This window comes from Clostridium sp. MCC344 (assembly GCF_018785365.1).
Classification (GTDB): Bacteria; Bacillota; Clostridia; order Lachnospirales; family Lachnospiraceae; genus Pilosibacter.
Genome location: NZ_WQPQ01000114.1, coordinates 50874 through 68808 on the forward strand (window position 1 = coordinate 50874; position 17935 = coordinate 68808).

Sequence of the window (17935 nt, forward strand, 5' to 3'; positions counted from 1 at the left end):
TATTCCATCGGGATATGGCAGCCATAACTATTTCCGCTTTTTTATACAGAAAGACTGGACTTTTTGAATCTAACGTGTTAAACTGTGATTAGTGCGTGAAACAGATCGATCCATAAAAATGCAGCAGAAAAAGATCCAGACTCTGCTGCAAATATGAAGCAGAAGGGGTAACAGGTATCATGAACAAGAAAATCAAGACAGATGCGGTCGACCATCTTTTTGAGGCAATCCTGACATTAAAGACACCGGAAGAGTGCTATGCGTTTTTTGAGGATGTCTGCACAGTGAATGAGCTTTTGTCCTTATCCCAGCGTTATGAAGTTGCAAAAATGCTGAGAGAGAAACGGACGTATCTCGATATCGCGGAGAGCACAGGTGCTTCCACCGCGACGATCAGCCGTGTAAACCGTTCCTTAAACTACGGAAGCGACGGATATGATATGGTATTTAAACGTCTCGGATTCGAAAAACTCGATGATGAGGACGATGCGGAAAAATAAGATATGAAGAAAAAGACCTTCGTACAGGAGCGGAATGGGGATCTGCTTCCGGACGAAGGTCTTTTGGTATATTAGTTTGCCCGTAATCTGCCATGCATCCGAAGGGAAGCTCCGGGGGGAGGTCCCCGTAGGTGTGAAGGTACTGAACAGCTACATTATTTTTTCTTTTTCGGCGGATTCTCAGCCCTGAGTTCGTCGGCCAGGCGCTCGATCATCTGCTTTTTTAAGAACACATCAAAGGCGAGCTCACAGATAAACCCGAAAAGCTGGAGCGATTCCGCATTTTCCGGCTCTGCGCTGCCCTCTGCGCCGGAAGGAAACGTCTCCTTCGCCTTCTCAAATTTCTCTTTCACATCTTCCTTTAACCGATCCATCTGTCCGTGTTCCATCGAGAAGACCTTCGTGTAGATCTCCGCAAGGGAAGATTCGTCATCCGTATCGAAATGGTGCTCTGTAACATAGGAAAGAACCGTTTCGATATCCGTAAAACTCAGCAGATTTTTAAAATAATAGATAAATACCAGGAGCAGGATATGTTCCTGGGTATACTTTTTCTTTACCGGGGATGGAAGCAGGTTGTTCTTCGCATAGTTGTTGATCATCGTTTTTGTCAGGACCTTGTCTTCCGGGTAGCGCTTTAACTCACCGAGGTGCTTCTCCATAAAGGTCGTCACCTGATCCATGTAAAGGTCGATCTGCGGGATCTCGTCTACATGAATATGGTCTAGGCTGTCCAGGTGAGCGAGCAGCTCATTCAGTCGTTCTTCATTCGTTTTCATGGTGAAACTCCTTTCATCCATCTATTATATAGTATTAAAAACTATATGACAAGGGGTAAAGATGATTTTTCTGCGTACGAAAAGAAAAACACGTTACAGTACACGGGCACTCTATGCCTGCGCACTGTAACAAAAAACACACCACCAGAAAAAATCTGGTGATGTGTGGAAACCATGCATTCGAAATCCTGCCGCCTACCTGCTGTGTTCCTCCAAAAGTCCCTTTTCCTTATAAAAACGCTCTGCTCCGGCATGCAGTTCGATCGGGAGATCGTTGAACATGAACCCGGACTGGGCGGTGTAGGAGAGGGCGGGGTGAAGGTCCTTTAAGCGGTCACGGTTCTCATAGAGGATCGAGGTGATCTCGTAGACGAGGTCTTCATCCAGATCTGCGCGGACGCAGAGGAGGGCCTTGATCCCGAAGGTTGCGATATCTTCGTCCTGGCCTTTATAAGTTCCAGACGGGATCTGATCCATATAGTAGAACGGGTTCGAGCGGATGATGGAGCGGAGCTCAGAGTCTGTGTATTTTAAAAGATGGCATGGAACCGTGTCTGCCAGCTCCGCAACCCCGGAGATCGGCACCCCGGTAAATCCATGGATCGCGTCGAGCGCCCTGTTTTTAACCTTGTCAGCGCCTGATCCGAGACCACAGTTGACGAAGGTGGAGTTCTGGTCGGTGATTCCGAGAGTGCCCAGGGAAACCTTTGCCGCGAGCTCTGTGGTGGAATCCTGGGGACCGACACCGAGACGATTTCCTTTTAAGTCGTGAACATAAAAGATCCCGGAGTCATCCCGCGCCATCCAGTTCGAAAGACTCGGATAGAGAGCCGCAATGACTTTCAGATCTTTGAATTCGTGATCCTTGAATTCACCGGTCCCGTTTACCGCGGAGAAAGCAATGTCGCCGCTCACAAGTCCGAGATCGATACTGCCGTCCTGGAGAGAGTGGACATTTCCGGAGGAGCCGGTCGAGGCGCTGATATTGATCTTGATGGAAGAATCAGCATCTCCTATCACGAGGGAGATCGCCTTTCCGACCGGATACATCGTTCCGCCGCTGTCGGCAGTTCCGATCGTAAGGATCTTTAAAGAATCTGATCTTGCTTCTGTCTGGCGCTGCGCAGTTTCGGATGATTTTCCGCAGCCACCAAGGACAAGACCGGTACAGGCGAGGAACAAAGAAATTGTGTGTAAAAATTTATGCATGAAGTATATCCCATTCCTTGTATTAAAACCTGTCGGCTGTAAAAAGAACCTGACAAGTTTTGTAACTTTTGGAATGAGTATAGCATAAAAACCATCGCAGATTCAATGTTATTTTGAAAAAACCGGGCAAAAAACCGGGCGGAAAGTGGGGGATTCCGCCCGGTGAAAAGAGGGAGGTCAAATGACCTTTGGTGAATGTCACATGTATTTCTATGAACGGAATAAGCCTCCGAAGATAGAAAGGAAGATCGGGTTGTAGATATCGTCGATGATAACGGCAAAGGACGGATACAAAACCCATGCGATGGTGTGCCAGCCGTACTGGTCCATGATCGCTTTCTCGTTTGCGACGGCATTGGAACCGGAACCGCAGCCCCAGCCGATGTTTCCGGCTGTCATGACAGCTGCGCCGTAATCGCGGCCGAAGAGATTGAAGGATACAAAGATTCCAAAGAGTGCCATGAAGATACCCTGTGCAACGAGAACGATTCCCATCTGACCTGCAAGCGGAGCAAGCTTTGTAAAGTCTGTGGTCATGAGAACGAGTGCAAGGTAAAGCTCAAGGAACATATGCTCGATCGCTTCTACTTCCGGAACATAGAACTTGATGCCGGCAGCTTCCATGACGTTTCTTGCGATCGCACCTGCGAAGAGGCAGCCGATGAATTTCGGCATCTCGATCATCGGGATGTTGTCGAGTAAGCAGTAGATCGGCATACCGAGTGCTGCGAGAAGAAGACATAATGCAAACATCATGATCATTCTTGTGTTGTCGAGTTCCGGAACTTTACCGGTTGCGTGTGCTTCCGGCTTGTCGTTCGGATCAGCTTTTAAGCCGTGCTTTGCGATCAGAAAAGCAGCGACCGGGCCGCCGATGAGGGAGCCCATGATGTTTCCCATGGTACCTGCCGCAACACCGACAACGGTAGCGTCTGCAGCGCCCCACTCTTCAAAGATCGGGCCAAATGCAGAAGCAGTACCAACGCCGCCGGACATGGCTGCGGAAGAGCACTGAAGGGCCAGGAGCGGATGCATGCCGATCAGCTGGCTCAGGGCATAACCTAAAAGGTCCTGGCAGGTGATCAGGAGGCATGCAGCGAATGCGATCAGGGCACAGAGTTTTCCGCCCGCATGTCTTAACATCTTTGCGCTGAAGCCGAAGCCCACGCAGAGGAAGAATAAGTTCTGGCAGAGATCCTTCATGATCGTCGCGTCGAAGGAGATTCCGACGATTCCTGCCCCCTTGATGCAGGATACGATGATCGAGAAGATCAGACCGGAAATAACAGGCGCCGGAATCGCATATTTTCTGAGCGTCTCAGAACGGGCAACGATGGCCCTGCCGAGGAAGATCACGATGGCCGCGAAACCGAGAGTACACAGGTACTCAAACTTGAAAGAGGCGACTGCTCCGTCGGCTGCCGGTTTGTAGGTGCCGAAATAACTGATGATACTTTCCATAAGAGTTCCTCCAATCCTTTTTTTGCTTTCCGGGTCATATCATTCCGTCCGCTTCTGAGAACGGAAGGTTTTCTGTCTCCCCACAGAGGAAACGGTCGGATCACCCGGAAGATAAAACTTTAGTAACTTGAAAATCAGGAAGGACCGTTGCTAAAATTTATGAAAAAAGTATAAAATATTATAAAAATATTTGCAATTTTTCGAAACTATTAACCGATAAAAGTAACTAAAGTTATAAAATCACAGTAAAAAACTTACAAAAACAGATACAGAGAAACAATAAAGATGAACAGATACTTAACGGAGAAAGACTTGACAGTAAGAAATAAGTCGTAAAAAAATCCCCCGGGAGAGTGGGGAGCTCTCCTGAGGGATTTTTAAGGGAGGTTCTGTATAATTCGTGAAAACCTTATGTTTCCGATCAGCCTTTGAATAATCCACCAAAGATGGAAAGGAAGATCGGGTTGTAGATATCATCGATGATAACCGCGAAGGACGGGTAAAGAACCCATGCGATGTTGTGCCATCCGTACTGATCCATAACGGCTTTCTCGTTCGCAACGGCATTCGGACCGGAACCGCAGCCCCAACCGATGTTGCCGGCTGTCATAACAGCTGCGCCGTAGTCACGACCGAAGAGATTGAAGGATACGAAGATACCGAACAGAGCCATGAGGATCGCCTGTGCCACGAGGATGATACCCATCTGGCCTGCAACCGGGGCAAGCTTTGTGAAGTCTGTTGTCATAAGAACAAGTGCAAGGTAAAGCTCCAGGAACATATGCTCGATGGCGTCAACCTCCGGAACATAGAACTTGATGTTTGCAGCTTCCATGACGTTTCTTGCGATGGCACCTGCGAAGAGGCAGCCGATGAATTTCGGCATCTCGATCATCGGGATATTGTCGAGTAAGCAGTAGATCGGCATACCGAGAGCTGCGAGAAGTAAGCACATTGCGAACATCATGATCATCTTTGTGTTGTCAAGCTCCGGTGCCTTGCCGGTTGCCTTTGCTTCCGGCTTATCGTTCGGGTCAGCCTTTAAACCGTGCTTTGCGATCAGGAAAGCCGCAACCGGACCACCGATGAGGGAGCCCATAACGTTACCAAGAGTACCTGCCGCAACACCGATCGTTGTAGCATCCTGTGCACCCCAGCCCTCGAAGATCGGACCAAAGGCAGATGCGGTACCAACACCACCGGACATCGCTGAGGAAGAACACTGGAGAGCGAGGAGCGGATTTAAATTGATCAGGTGAGCGATCGCAACACCGAGAACATCCTGACAGGTGATCAGGAGGCAGGCTGCAAATGCGATCATGACGCAGAGCTTTCCGCCGGCATGTCTTAACATCTTTGCGCTGAAGCCGAAGCCCACGCAGAGGAAGAAGAGGTTCTGACAGAGATCTTTCATGACCTTTGCGTCAAAACTGATACTGACTGTGCCGGTCATCTTGATCGCGGAAATCAGAAGTGAAAAGATGATACCGGAAACGACCGGAGCAGGAATCGCGTATTTTCTTAATGCCGCGGAATGTGCGACGATCGCGCGTCCGAGGAAGATTACGATTGCTGCAAAGCCGAGAGTACATAAATACTCAAATTTGAAATTTGCGATTGCACCATCGGCAGCTGGTGTGTAGGTGCCGAAATAGCTGATGATACTTTCCATAAAAAATCCTCCAATCCTTTTTTGGTAACTGTCTTGCATCAGTTACAGTCGTTTTTACCTTTTGCGTTGCTGAGATCTTTCAGTTTCTGTATTTTTAAAAACTGCTCACAGTAAAAAAACAGCTTCCACCGTTTATACCCCGCTTATTTTGGTGGGAAAAGTGTAAAAACTTTATAAAAAGAATAAAATATTTTGTATATAATGTCAATTTATGTAAGTATCTAACGAATTATGTAATTATCGTAACCGGAAAAATCACTTTCGTTCGCCACGCTCTGAACAGAAGACTCCGCCGGATCAGATCCGTGCGGAGTCTTAAGAAATGCCTGTTTATTATTTTTTCCCGAATCCGTATTTGATGGAAGGGCGTCCTCCCGTCTTATAGTCGATGGTGCTGATGATCTCTCCGGTGTCCACCATATAATTCATATATCGCCGGATCGTAATGCGGGAGAGATGGATCTGCTCGGCGATCTGTTCGCTGGTGAAGAAGCCGTCAGGATTTGCCATCAGATATTCCCGGATCATATTGAGGGTAGTCTCGTTCAATCCCTTTGCCAGCGTCGGTTTTGCCTCTGTTGTGGGCTCGCTTCCGGAAACCAGACGGTCGATGGCGTGCTGGTCCAGATTGGCATGGGAATCTTCCAGGTACTTCTTCATCTCCGCAAAACGGTCAAGAGCCGCCTTAAAACGTGTATATTCAAACGGTTTTACAAGATAATCCGTGACGCCGCGGTTTAAGAGCGAGCGGACGATATCCGTGTCATTCGCGGAGGTGACCATGATCACATACGGGGTGAGTCCTGCCGCATGGAGCGCGTCGAGGAATTCACCGCCGTTCATGACTGGCGTATAGTAATCGAGGATCACGAGATCAACAGGCTTTGTTTTGATATAGGGCAGAGCCTCCGCTCCGTTTTTGAAGAGATGTTCTACACGGAAGTTGGTACTGACTTCGATATATTGTTTATTGATGGATGCGACCATCGGGTCGTCTTCAATGATGATTACATGGTACATGATGGTTTCTCCTTTCCGGTAAATGTAATGGTAAAGCAGGTTCCTTCTCCTTCTTCTGTTTCGATGGAGATATCCCCGTGCGATTCTTCGACAAGTTGTTTGATCAGGAAAAGTCCGGTTCCGCGGTTTTCGCCTTTGGATGAGACTCCACGCTCATAGATCCGGTCGATCAGATCCGGCCGGATCCCGCCGCCGGTGTCCTCACAGGTGATGATGTTGCAGTCCGGATCACAGTAGAGTCCGAGCGTGATCTCTTTGATCTCATGCTCCCCGTTGGAAAGCTCCTCAATCGCGTTTTCGAGAAGGTTTCCGATGATCGTGATGTAATCTTCCATCGGCAGCAGCAGATCTTTTTCAAGACACCGGCTGTCGGGGGATACCGTGAGCAGGATCCCGAGTTCTGCGGCGTGCATCATCTTTCCGATGACCAGGGCGCAGATCTTTGATACGCGGATGCAGTCGGCTGTCTGCCGGATCGACTGGCTGGAGACGAGGTTGCTGTTGATGATGAATTTGATGGCTTCCTCTGTCTGACCTGTCTGGAGGTAGCCGAGGATGACATGAAGTTTATTTAAGAATTCATGGTTAAAAGTCCTCAGTGTGTCCAGCATCGCCTTTGCTCCGGTGAGCTCATCCATGACGGTCTCCATATCGGTCTGGTCATTGATGATGGTCAGGACGGCATGGGAACCTGTCTGGGAGTTGACGGGAACTTCGCTCACGAGAAGTCTGTGGTTCCCGTTGGTGCAGGCCCGGTGGTAGGACGGAACTCCGGAAGTCAGGACGCGGTCCGCCTGGGAGGCAGGAAAGAGGTCCTTAAAATGGCAGCCTTCAGTGGCCGGCGCCGGCTGCGGCAGCTGAAAGAGCTGTCTTGCCGCCTGGTTTGCATAGGCGATCACGCCATTCGAATCGGTCGCGATCAGACCTTCTTCCAATGCATTCAGAACGACATCCTGGCGGAGATAGAGATCAAGAAGCTCGGTCGGATGATGGCCCATCAGGGAATCGCGCAGGAGCGATACGAGTCCGTGCGACAGAAGGACACTGACCACCAGCATGACCATTGCGGCCAGTAAATAGGTAGGAAAGAGCGTTTGCATCTGCTCGAAGATATACGTGTTGAAGACGGATGCCATGATAAAGCCGATGATGTGCCCGTCCTTACTGAGGACCGCATGGAAGGCGCGCCGCTGTGTTCCGTGGGTGCCGTAGCCGGTCGTGATGTAGGGCTGGCTTCCTTTTAAGATCGCTTCTTCCTCGCCGCCGACGAAGGTCTCGCCGGTCTCCTGACGGTTCGTGTGATAAAAGCGGAGACCGTTGGTGTTGTAGACGGCGATGACGTTGAGGTCGGAAAAGTTTTCGGACAGGGAATCCAGCTCTTCAATAGCAGAGTCATCCGGATATCCGTTTTCCAGCATGGAGATCACGTTGTCCATCGACGCGATGTAGGAGGCGAGCGCACTGATATTTTTATCGATCTCCTGTCGCTGGCGTGTGATCGTCGAGAACAGGGTGATACTTAGGGAGAGGAGCAGAAGACAGATGGATACTGCCATGAAGCTTAAAAAGAGCTGACTCTCCAGGGATAGTTTTCGGAATTTCTGTATCATATGTGGGTCCTCCGGGAGTGGGATGGAAAATATTTATCACTTAGTATATAGAAAATGAGGGGGAGATGCAAGAGGGGAGAGAAAGAAAATTGTGTTGCAAAATTAGGTTGTTGGCGGGCCGGTGAGAGTTCGACTGGTTGGGGGATTGGCGGGATTAAGAAAAGGGTTTGCTGGCATGCAAAGTAATTTTTTCTGAGAGGGAAGAAGAGAAGAGTCCGGGAGGGGGCGATTTTGTTTGAAGTCTTACAGGCGGGCTGGAGGATGGTGGGATGATGAGGGAAGGTTAGGCGGCTTTGGGACGGTTTTATTTAGGAAAAGATTTCAAAAAGGACTTGCTATTTCTATAGGAATTGGGTACAATAACCTTAAGGTTGATTATTATTTAACAATCCATGACTGTTCAACGTGAACAATCACATCATTTTCTAGGAGGAAAAGAAAAATGGCAGTTAAAGTTGCGATTAATGGTTTTGGCCGTATTGGCCGTCTTGCATTCAGACAGATGTTTGGCGCAGAGGGATTCGAGATCGTTGCGATCAACGACTTAACCTCTCCGGAGATGCTCGCACACCTTTTAAAATATGACTCCACACAGGGCAGATACGCTCTTGCAGATACCGTATCTTACGGTGAAGATTCCATCACAGTTGATGGCAAAGAGATCAAGATCTACGCGAAAGCAAACGCAGCAGAGCTTCCGTGGGGTGAGATCGGTGTAGACGTTGTTCTTGAGTGCACAGGCTTCTACACATCCAAAGCAAAAGCACAGGCTCATATCGATGCTGGTGCTAAGCACGTTATCATCTCCGCTCCGGCAGGAAATGATCTTCCGACAATCGTTTACAATGTAAACCATGAGACATTAAGCAAAGATGACCACATCATCTCCGCTGCTTCCTGTACAACAAACTGCCTTGCTCCGATGGCAAAAGCATTAAACGATGCTTACCCGATCCAGTCCGGTATCATGTGCACAATTCACGCTTACACAGGCGACCAGATGACACTTGACGGACCGCAGAGAAAGGGCGACAAGAGAAGAAGCCGTGCTGCAGCGATCAACATCGTTCCGAACAGCACAGGTGCTGCAAAGGCAATCGGTCTTGTAATTCCGGAATTAAACGGCAAGCTCATCGGTTCTGCTCAGCGTGTTCCTACACCGACAGGTTCCACAACAATCTTAACAGCTGTTGTTAAGGGCCAGCCGACAAAGGAATCCATCAACGCAGCAATGAAGGCAGCTTCCAACGAGTCCTTCGGCTACAACACAGATGAGATCGTTTCCAGCGATATCGTTGGTATGAGATACGGTTCTCTCTTCGATGCAACACAGACAATGGTTCTCCCGATTGACGAGAACACATCTGAGGTTCAGGTTGTATCCTGGTACGACAACGAGAACTCCTACACAAGCCAGATGGTTCGTACCATTAAGCACTTCGGAAAACTGTTAAACGCTTAATTTCGAGCAGTTATCGAAGAAAATAGACTCAGCAAAGGGTCCGGTCTGATGAGGACCGGATCCTTTTTTCGATTTATAAAAAGGAGGAATTCCAACATGTCTTTAAATAAGAAAACAGTTGATGATATCAACGTAAAGGGAAAGAGAGTGCTGGTCCGCTGCGATTTCAACGTACCGTTAAAGGACGGTAAGATCACAGACGAGACACGTATCAACGCGGCTCTTCCGACAATCCAGAAGCTGATCAACGATGGCGGCAAAGTGATTCTTTGCTCTCACCTTGGAAAAGTAAAAAATGGCCCGAACGAGGGAGAATCCCTGGCTCCGGTTGCAAAGAGCCTTTCTGAGAAACTCGGAAAAGAAGTTGTTTTCGTATCCGATTACAACGTAACCGGCGAAGCTGCAACAAAGGCTGTGAACGCAATGAAAGAGGGAGATGTCGTTCTTCTTCAGAACACCCGTTTCCGCGGAGCTGAGGAGACAAAGAACGGCGAACAGTTCAGCAAAGAGCTGGCTGACCTCGCAGACGATTATGTATGCGACGCATTCGGTTCCTCCCACAGAGCACACGCTTCTGTAGCTGGCGTTACAAAATTTATCTCCGCAAAGGGCGGCTCCAACGTAGTCGGCTACCTGATGGAGAAAGAGATCGCTTTCCTTGGAAACGCGGTTGAGAATCCGGTTCGCCCGTTCGTTGCGATCCTCGGCGGCGCGAAAGTTGCTGATAAGTTAAATGTAATCTCCAACCTCCTTGAGAAGTGCGATACTCTTATCATCGGCGGCGGTATGGCTTACACCTTCTTAAAGGCACAGGGCAAGGAGATCGGTAAGTCCTTAGTTGACGATACAAAGATCGATTACTGCAAAGAGATGATGGATAAGGCAGCAAAGCTTGGCAAGAAGCTTCTTCTTCCGGTTGATACGACGGTTGTCTCTGAGTTCCCGAACCCGATCGATGCTCCGGTCGAGGTTGAGTATGTTTCCGTAGATGCGATCCCGGCTGACAAAGAGGGCGTTGACATCGGACCTGAGACCTGCAAGATCTACGCGGACGCAGTGAAGAACGCAAAGACCGTTGTATGGAACGGACCGATGGGCGTATTCGAGAACCCGACACTTGCTGCTGGTACGATCGCAGTGGCAAAGGCACTTGCTGAGACAGATGCGACAACGATCATCGGCGGCGGTGACTCCGCAGCAGCTGTCAACCAGCTCGGCTTCGGCGACAAGATGAGCCACATCTCCACAGGCGGCGGCGCATCCTTAGAGTTCCTGGAAGGAAAAGAACTCCCGGGCGTTGCAGCAGCTGACGATAAGTAAATGAATGAAACCAGTACACCGTGCGCCGGAACAGGCGTGGAAGGGCGCTGCAAGCTCGCTTGCACAAGCCCTTTCAGGTCTGTTCCGGTATAGGGGGCGCAAATGTACGCATTTACTTCCCTAGCTGTAAATATTATAGTGTCCGAGATTTCAGATCCGGGGCGGTGATCCCGTCCCGGATTTTGTCATAGTATGGAAAACTGCAGATGTAGTTTTTGAATGTTATCGTTCAGAGAGAATCCAGGTATATGGAGCTTGAAGATAAATATTGGTATATATGGGGGTAGATAATCATGGCAAGAAAGAAAATTATCGCTGGAAACTGGAAAATGAACATGACTCCGTCCGAGGCAGTGGCACTCGTTGAGACATTAAAGCCGCTCGTTAAGACGGAGGAAGCGGACGTTGTATTCTGCGTACCGGCTATCGACATCATTCCTGTCGTAAAGGCATGCGAGGGAACAAACATCGAGGTCGGCGCTGAGAATATGTATTTCGAGGAGAAGGGCGCGTACACAGGCGAGATCTCCCCGAACATGCTGACAGATGCCGGCGTAAAATATGTGATTATCGGACATTCCGAGAGAAGAGAGTACTTCGCTGAGACAGATGAGACTGTCAATAAGAAAGTCTTAAAGGCATTCGAGCATGGACTGACCCCGATCATCTGCTGCGGTGAGACTCTTACCCAGAGAGAACAGGGCATCACTCTGGACTGGATCCGCAAGCAGGTAAAGATTGCGTTCCAGAACGTGACAGCAGACCAGGCGAAGACTGCTGTGATCGCTTATGAGCCGATCTGGGCGATCGGAACCGGAAAGACAGCAACGACAGAACAGGCCGAGGAAGTCTGCGGAGCGATCCGTGCGTGCATCGGTGAGATCTACGATGAGGCAACAAAGGAAGCAATCCGCATCCAGTACGGTGGATCTGTAAATGCCGGAAATGCTGCAGAGCTCTTCGCACAGCCGGATATCGACGGAGGACTTGTAGGCGGCGCATCCTTAAAGGCTGATTTCGGAAAGATCGTCAACTACAAATAGTACATGTACATCCTGGCGCTGTGTCATAGAAAATGGGCTGTGACACAGCGCTTTTTTCATAGAAGATTCCAATGGAACTTCCTATGAAAAAAGGCACATTCGCGAGAAGATGAAGATCGTCGCAAGCGACCGCGCGCCCGGTGCGAGAATGTGCCAGGACACATTCTTTTTACATAAGAGAAAATAGTGACAATCTGTCATTTTTTGCCTCCACCCTATTGACTGGAAGGATTTTGGATGTTACGATTATTAGATACGCAAAACGTTAAAATTGCGCAAAAGACAGCAATCTCTTGCGTGAATCCAGGATATAAAGAGGGAATACATATATGAAGAAAATTGGAATCGTAACAGACAGTCACAGCAGCATCAGCCAGGAAGAGGCAAAGAAACTCGGGATCTTTGTCCTGCCGATGCCGTTCTATATCGACGGGGAGTGCTATTATGAGAGTGTGACGCTTTCCAGGGAACTGTTTTTTGAAAAGCTGACATCCGGAGCCGATATTTCGACTTCCCAGCCATCTCCGACCGCTGTGATGGAAATCTGGGACAAAGCACTCGAAGAATATGAAAAGATCCTGTATATGCCGATCAGCAGCGGACTCAGCAGTTCCTACAATACGGCGATGATGCTGGCGCAGGAGGAAAAATATGAAGGACGCGTCCTCGTTGTGGACGACGGACAGGTTGCGGCGCCGCTTCACCAGATGATCCTGGACACACTGGATATGATCGAAAAAGGATATGAAGCGGAACATATCCGCGAACTCCTGGAAAAGGCGGGAGACCGGATGATGATCTATATCGCCCTTCAGACGCTGGAATTCCTGAAAAAAGGCGGAAGAGTAACTCCGGCTGCAGCTGCGCTCGGATCTGTATTTAATATCAAACCGATCTTAAAGCTCCAGACCGGAAAACTGGATTCCTTTAAGAAGTGCCACGGAATGCAGAAGGCCAAAAAGACAGCCATCGAGGCGATGCAGACAGAGATCCGCGAGAATTTCCAGGATGCCTTAAACGATGGCGCTCTGCATCTCTTAGCGTCTTCCAGCGGAACGGATGAGGAGAATGCAGCGTGGGTCGAGGAGATCAAAGAGGTATTCCCGGGTGTTCCGATCCTTTATGATAACCTTTCTCTCGGCGTTTCCTGCCATATCGGACCTGGCGGAATGGGAATTGGTTGTGCGGTGGCACCGGATTATAAGAGAGTATAAGTAAGAAAATATTGGCTGCGAGTAAAAATACCATTGCTGCAGACAATTTTTAATGGATTTTTGTTCGTAACTGTGAGTATATGGAACCGTTACAAAAGAAGTTTGAAATCAGAGTTTCGGTTGTAGGAACGTGCATAATAAGGAGGCAATCATTATGGAATACCGCAGATTTGGAAATACGATCGTAGCAAGGATCGATCAGGGTGAGGATGTTCTGGAGAAGATGAAGCGCATCGCGATGCTCGAGGATGTAAAACTCGCGAGTGTCAGCGCACTTGGAACTTTTTCATCCATGACGGTCGGCATCTATGACCTCGAAAAACGTCAGTTTATGGGGAATGATTTCGAGGGAATGTTTGAGATCGTCTCCTTTACAGGAACTATCAACACGATGGACGGAAAGTATTACAGCCACATCCACGCGGCGGCAGCCGATGCGAAGGGCAATGTGTACGGCGGACATTTAAGCCGCGGCATCATCGGAGCGACCTGTGAGATGGTGATTACGGTGATTGACGGAGTTGTGGACCGCGTAAATGATGAGGAGACAGGACTCAATATCTTTAACTTTAAGTGTTAAAGTGCAGAAAGGTAACGGTGAAGGTACTGAATCGTTACATATTTTCGTGAAATGTGATAAGAGATAAGAATAGATCGATAAGGAGCAGGCTATGGAGCAGATGATTCCGGGATTTCTGGAAGAGATGTTGAAAAAACAGTATGGAGAGGAAGCTTTCGCGAAGATCCTCGCGGGATATCAGGCGAGACGCCCGGTGACACTCCGGGTCAATCCCTTAAAGGCGGACCGGAACTCGGTAGAACAGGCACTTACCGGCGCAGGGATCGCGTTTAAAAATGTATCATGGTATGAGGATGCGATGATCATCGAGGGCGCAAGGGAGCCGGAGATCCAGGAACTTCCGATCTATCAGGAAGGCGGAATCTATCTCCAGAGCCTTTCCTCCATGCTGCCACCGCTGTTTCTCGGCCCGAAGGCGGGAGAGTCCGTCCTCGATATGGCTGCCGCTCCGGGCGGAAAGACGACCCAGATGGCGGCGATGACGGGAAATCAGGCGCAGATCACGGCCTGTGAGAAGAATAAGGCGCGGTCAGAAAAGTTAAAATACAATCTGGAAAAACAGGGGGCATCGGGGACCTACGTGATGGTGGAGGACGCAAGAAAGCTCGACGATTTCTTTTCCTTTGACCGGATCCTCTTGGACGCACCCTGCAGCGGAAGCGGAACCGTAGAAGTGCGGGACGGCGTCTGCCGGACAAAGATTTCAAAGGAACTTGTGGAAAGATCCGCGAGAACGCAGGAAGAACTGTTAAAAAAAGCGCTGAAGCTTTTAAAATCCGGACATGAGATGGTCTACTCAACGTGCTCAATCTTAAAAGAGGAGAATGAAGGTCTCTTAAAGCGTATTTTAAAGAGCGCAGGCGGAGAGCTTGTACCGATCGAGAAAGAGTGGACGAAGGAACTTCCGTTGCTTCCGAATGCGATGCCGGGAACGCTCCTCGTGGGACCGAATGAATTGTTTGAGGGATTTTTTGTGGCGAAGATCAGAAAAAAATAGAAGCTCCGCGAGGAACTTCTATTTTTTTGCAAAAAAACGCTTTAAGCTTTTATGCCGCCCTGCGGTTCTCAACCTCGATCCGTTTCAGCTCAGGCATGATCGTGATCAGCATCGTGAGAATGCAGGCAGTTCCGCCGATGACATTGGAGACCGGCTCAGCGAGGAATACGCCGTCGGTTCCCATATGCATGGCGTAGGGGAGAAAGTAGGTCAGCGGTACAACGATGAATACCTTGCGGAGCAGGGAGAAAAAGATCGCAAAGACCTTCTTATTCAGGGATTTAAATACCGCCTGACCGATGTACTGGAGGTCCATAAAGATAAAAGCTGCAAAATACATGTTCAGCGCAGGAACCGCATCCTGGATCAGCGCCGCGTCCGAGCTGAAAATACGGATCAGCGTTTCCGGGATGAGGATGATCATGCTCCACATGACGGCCGTGTAACCGAAAACGAGGAGACTCATGATCAGAATGGATTTCCGCACACGTCCCGGTCTGCGGGCACCGTAGTTGTAGCTCAGGATCGGGGAAGTTCCCTCTACCATGGCGTGGATCGGTGTCTCAACAAGCTGGCGCACACTGGAGATGATGGTCATGACGGAGATATAGATATCGCCGCCGGTGACGGAAAGGATATTGTTGCAGCAGATCGTCACGAGGCTGTTTGTGAGCTGCATGATAAATCCGGCAGCGCCGAGGCTGAGGATATTTTTCGCGTGCCCGGTACATTCCGGGATCTCATTTTTATGAAGAAACCGCAGCTTTAACTCGGATTTTTTCGTGAGGAAAAACACGACGAAGGCGGCGGACAGGCACTGGGAGATCACGGTGGCGATGGCCGCGCCGCGGACGCCGAGTCCGAGGGCAAAAATAAAGAGCGGATCAAGCACCAGGTTCGTTCCGGCACCGATCGCGACGGATAACATGCCGATGCTGGAGTAGCCCTGAGCGTTGATAAACGGGTTCATGCCGACCGCGATCATCGACGGCAGGGTTCCGATCAGATAGAGCATCAAATACGGATAGGCGTAAACGATGGCCTCAGCGGAAGCGCCGAAGAGGATCAGGATCGGATGGGCGAAGAGGAAGCCGACCGCCATCAGGATCACCGCGCAGACACAGAGCATTGTAAAAGAAGTGTTCATAATGCGCCTTGCTGTGTCAGGGTCCTTCTTTCCGCGAAAGATCGAGAAGAGCGGCGCACCGCCGGTCCCAAAGAGGTTGCTGAAGGCTGTGATGATGACAATGATCGGAAAACATAAGCCGACCGCGCCGAGAGCGGATGTTCCGATCTCCGGGATCCGCGCGATGTAGATGCGGTCCACAATATTATATAGAAGGTTTAAGATCTGGGCAATCAGCATGGGGAGCGCGGCTCCGAGGATATTGCCCGTTATGGTTCCGTTTTCAAAATCAATACGTTTCATATGTATGGTAGATTCGATTCGATCCTTTCTAAATTTTTTCTTGCATTTCAAGTATAGCATCCCCTATAATATATGTAAATTATTGTTTTTGTATAGAAATATAATAAATATTATATAATATAAGAAGATTCTTTACATTCAGACTATGATTTTTACGATCCGGGATCCAGATCCCACAGCTCGCACCGTTGTGGGAGTGGAAATCCGCAGATCGCCGGTCAGAAGGAGAGATTATGGAGATCAGACAGTTAGAATACTTCCGAGCCATCGTTGACGCCGGAACCATCAGCGGAGCGGCGAGGGAGCTTCATATGACACAGCCGCCGCTAAGCTACCAGATGAAAATGCTGGAGGAGGAACTTCAGGTGCCGCTTTTTATCCGTGGCATGAAGCATATCACACTGACGGAGGCGGGAAAAACGCTCTACGAACAGGCGGGAAAGATCCTGATGCTCTCGGAGGTAACGAAGCGCGAGGTCATAAAATCAAGTCAGGCGGCGACGATCCATATCGGAATGACGCCGTCCACCGTGTCTATGATGTCCCATTACCTGATGCGTTTTGCAAAAAGCCATCCCAATATCCATTTTGATATCCACGAGGGATCCACATTCACGATGAGGGATCAGCTTGAGAACCGGATCCTTGATCTCACGACCCTGCGCACGCCAATTACATTAAGGGGCTGTGAGACGAAAACTCTGGCTGAGGAACGCCTTCTCGCCATGGCAGTTCCGGAGTTCCCTCTTTTAAAAGGACGCACATCGCTCCATCTGCAGGAGCTCTCGGAACAGCCCCTGATCCTGTCCCACCGGTTTCAGAAATATATCGCCTCGAAGTTTGAGGAGGCGGGACTTGTCTGCGATATCTACCTTGCCTGTGAGGATGCAAGGACCGCGATCACGATGGCGGAACGGGGAATGGGGATCGCGATCCTGCCGACTTCGATGCTGGAACTTTCTGATAAGCTGAAAGCATGTGAGGTCTGTGATGCCGATTTTACAACAGAGGTCCTTCTCGCCTGGAGAAAAAGTCGAATTTCGTCGGAAATACAGGAATTTTTGGAATTTTGGAATTAAATAGTTTTTACAGGCAGATTATACGAGTAATTTTCTGAAAAATATGCCATAATGAGAAATAATGAAAAGCATCATATTATGAAACATGTCAGGTAAAGAGAGCCTGACAGAACAGGAGAAGAATCGTTCATGAAGTATGATCTGGAACATTATGGGCAATATTTAACAGAATGCGAGAAAAGTAAAAATACGATCGAAAAGTATCTGAGAGATGTGCGGACTTTCCTGATATTTTCAGGAGAACGGGAGCTGAGCAAGGAGATCATCTTAGACTATAAAAAGCTCCTCATAGAAAAATACCGGACGTCCAGCGTAAATTCCATGCTGATCGCGGTGAATGGATATCTGAGCTGGATCGGCCGGGACGATCTCCGGGTGCGTGTGTGCAGAACACAGAGACGGATCTTTCGCGAGGAGGAGCGGGAACTGACGCGCGAAGAGTACCAGAGACTTCTTATGACCGCGAGACGAGAGAATCGTGAGCGCCTGTTCTGCATCCTTCAGACCATCGCGGGAACGGGGATGCGGATCGGAGAATTGAAATATCTGACAGCGGAGAC

The 17935-nt window shown here is 49.2% G+C and carries 17 protein-coding genes; 10 read left to right on the top strand and 7 right to left on the bottom strand.

From position 1 onward, the window contains the following. The first annotated feature begins 179 nt into the window (after window positions 1-179). Window positions 180-500: a YerC/YecD family TrpR-related protein gene (locus GPK90_RS18270; protein ID WP_118297061.1), complete on the top strand. Its 321-nt coding sequence runs from the start codon at window positions 180-182 to the stop codon at window positions 498-500. A gap of 155 nt (window positions 501-655) precedes the next feature. Here GPK90_RS18270 and GPK90_RS18275 read toward each other — a convergent pair whose 3' ends face one another. From GPK90_RS18275 to GPK90_RS18300, 6 genes are all read right to left on the bottom strand, one after another. Continuing rightward, window positions 656-1279 (bottom strand): DUF1836 domain-containing protein, encoded by a 624-nt coding sequence (locus GPK90_RS18275; protein WP_118297060.1) that lies wholly within the window; start codon window positions 1277-1279, stop codon window positions 656-658. Window positions 1280-1474: 195 nt separating this feature from the next. Next, a complete protein-coding gene (locus GPK90_RS18280) occupies window positions 1475-2488 on the bottom strand; it encodes a TAXI family TRAP transporter solute-binding subunit (protein WP_215703620.1) in 1014 nt (337 codons plus the stop codon). A gap of 210 nt (window positions 2489-2698) precedes the next feature. Beyond that, complete coding sequence (locus tag GPK90_RS18285; RefSeq protein WP_118297058.1) at window positions 2699-3949, bottom strand: sodium/glutamate symporter; 1251 nt, start codon at window positions 3947-3949, stop codon at window positions 2699-2701. Between the two features lie 421 nt (window positions 3950-4370). Beyond that, window positions 4371-5621, bottom strand: a complete 1251-nt coding sequence (locus GPK90_RS18290) for a sodium/glutamate symporter (RefSeq protein WP_142412393.1) — start codon at window positions 5619-5621, stop codon at window positions 4371-4373. Window positions 5622-5954: 333 nt separating this feature from the next. Then, window positions 5955-6641, bottom strand: coding sequence for a response regulator (locus GPK90_RS18295; RefSeq protein ID WP_215703621.1), 687 nt, complete (start codon window positions 6639-6641; stop codon window positions 5955-5957). Further along, window positions 6629-8251, bottom strand: a complete 1623-nt coding sequence (locus tag GPK90_RS18300; protein WP_215703622.1) for an ATP-binding protein — start codon at window positions 8249-8251, stop codon at window positions 6629-6631. The genes GPK90_RS18295 and GPK90_RS18300 overlap by 13 nt, the downstream gene beginning before the upstream one ends. A gap of 235 nt (window positions 8252-8486) precedes the next feature. Here GPK90_RS18300 and GPK90_RS18305 point away from each other — a divergent pair, with 235 nt between their 5' ends. The 7 genes from GPK90_RS18305 to GPK90_RS18335 all read left to right on the top strand — a co-directional run bounded on the left by GPK90_RS18305 (window position 8487) and on the right by GPK90_RS18335 (window position 14867). Next, complete coding sequence (locus GPK90_RS18305) at window positions 8487-8660, top strand: hypothetical protein (RefSeq protein ID WP_182435670.1); 174 nt, start codon at window positions 8487-8489, stop codon at window positions 8658-8660. Window positions 8661-8693: 33 nt separating this feature from the next. Next, window positions 8694-9713 (top strand): type I glyceraldehyde-3-phosphate dehydrogenase, encoded by a 1020-nt coding sequence (gap, locus tag GPK90_RS18310; protein ID WP_117552041.1) that lies wholly within the window; start codon window positions 8694-8696, stop codon window positions 9711-9713. A 96-nt stretch (window positions 9714-9809) separates the two neighbouring features. After that, window positions 9810-11033 carry a phosphoglycerate kinase gene (locus tag GPK90_RS18315; RefSeq protein WP_015554971.1) on the top strand — a complete coding sequence of 408 codons (1224 nt, stop codon included), beginning with the start codon at window positions 9810-9812 and terminating at the stop codon, window positions 11031-11033. A 293-nt stretch (window positions 11034-11326) separates the two neighbouring features. Beyond that, complete coding sequence (gene tpiA, locus GPK90_RS18320; RefSeq protein ID WP_015554970.1) at window positions 11327-12076, top strand: triose-phosphate isomerase; 750 nt, start codon at window positions 11327-11329, stop codon at window positions 12074-12076. Between the two features lie 329 nt (window positions 12077-12405). Next, a complete protein-coding gene (locus GPK90_RS18325) occupies window positions 12406-13290 on the top strand; it encodes a DegV family protein (protein WP_118322777.1) in 885 nt (294 codons plus the stop codon). Window positions 13291-13444: 154 nt separating this feature from the next. Then, complete coding sequence (locus GPK90_RS18330; protein ID WP_215703623.1) at window positions 13445-13870, top strand: PPC domain-containing DNA-binding protein; 426 nt, start codon at window positions 13445-13447, stop codon at window positions 13868-13870. A 91-nt stretch (window positions 13871-13961) separates the two neighbouring features. After that, complete coding sequence (locus tag GPK90_RS18335) at window positions 13962-14867, top strand: RsmB/NOP family class I SAM-dependent RNA methyltransferase (RefSeq protein ID WP_215703624.1); 906 nt, start codon at window positions 13962-13964, stop codon at window positions 14865-14867. A gap of 49 nt (window positions 14868-14916) precedes the next feature. On the opposite strand, the gene GPK90_RS18340 is transcribed toward GPK90_RS18335, so the two are convergent. Beyond that, on the bottom strand, window positions 14917-16296 hold the full coding sequence (locus GPK90_RS18340) for an MATE family efflux transporter (RefSeq protein ID WP_215703660.1): 1380 nt from the start codon (window positions 16294-16296) through the stop codon (window positions 14917-14919). Between the two features lie 233 nt (window positions 16297-16529). On the opposite strand from GPK90_RS18340, the gene GPK90_RS18345 reads away from it, so the two are divergent. Continuing rightward, complete coding sequence (locus GPK90_RS18345; RefSeq protein WP_015554965.1) at window positions 16530-17375, top strand: LysR family transcriptional regulator; 846 nt, start codon at window positions 16530-16532, stop codon at window positions 17373-17375. A gap of 129 nt (window positions 17376-17504) precedes the next feature. Next, a partial coding sequence (locus tag GPK90_RS19305; RefSeq protein ID WP_252197611.1) for a site-specific integrase occupies window positions 17505-17935 on the top strand: 431 nt, incomplete at its 3' end.

Excerpts from the sequence above, each read along its gene's own strand:
- GPK90_RS18315 (WP_015554971.1), top strand. The coding sequence starts at position 9,810 with ATGTCTTTAAATAAGAAAACAGTTGATGATATCAACGTAAAGGGAAAG.
- GPK90_RS18335 (WP_215703624.1), top strand. The coding sequence starts at position 13,962 with ATGGAGCAGATGATTCCGGGATTTCTGGAAGAGATGTTGAAAAAACAG.
- GPK90_RS18280 (WP_215703620.1), bottom strand. The coding sequence starts at position 2,488 with ATGCATAAATTTTTACACACAATTTCTTTGTTCCTCGCCTGTACCGGT.
- gap (WP_117552041.1), top strand. The coding sequence starts at position 8,694 with ATGGCAGTTAAAGTTGCGATTAATGGTTTTGGCCGTATTGGCCGTCTT.
- GPK90_RS18275 (WP_118297060.1), bottom strand. The coding sequence starts at position 1,279 with ATGAAAACGAATGAAGAACGACTGAATGAGCTGCTCGCTCACCTGGAC.
- GPK90_RS18295 (WP_215703621.1), bottom strand. The coding sequence starts at position 6,641 with ATGTACCATGTAATCATCATTGAAGACGACCCGATGGTCGCATCCATC.
- GPK90_RS18270 (WP_118297061.1), top strand. The coding sequence starts at position 180 with ATGAACAAGAAAATCAAGACAGATGCGGTCGACCATCTTTTTGAGGCA.
- GPK90_RS18290 (WP_142412393.1), bottom strand. The coding sequence starts at position 5,621 with ATGGAAAGTATCATCAGCTATTTCGGCACCTACACACCAGCTGCCGAT.
- GPK90_RS18340 (WP_215703660.1), bottom strand. The coding sequence starts at position 16,296 with ATGAAACGTATTGATTTTGAAAACGGAACCATAACGGGCAATATCCTC.
- GPK90_RS18285 (WP_118297058.1), bottom strand. The coding sequence starts at position 3,949 with ATGGAAAGTATCATCAGTTATTTCGGCACCTACAAACCGGCAGCCGAC.
- GPK90_RS18330 (WP_215703623.1), top strand. The coding sequence starts at position 13,445 with ATGGAATACCGCAGATTTGGAAATACGATCGTAGCAAGGATCGATCAG.
- tpiA (WP_015554970.1), top strand. The coding sequence starts at position 11,327 with ATGGCAAGAAAGAAAATTATCGCTGGAAACTGGAAAATGAACATGACT.
- GPK90_RS18300 (WP_215703622.1), bottom strand. The coding sequence starts at position 8,251 with ATGATACAGAAATTCCGAAAACTATCCCTGGAGAGTCAGCTCTTTTTA.
- GPK90_RS18325 (WP_118322777.1), top strand. The coding sequence starts at position 12,406 with ATGAAGAAAATTGGAATCGTAACAGACAGTCACAGCAGCATCAGCCAG.
- GPK90_RS18345 (WP_015554965.1), top strand. The coding sequence starts at position 16,530 with ATGGAGATCAGACAGTTAGAATACTTCCGAGCCATCGTTGACGCCGGA.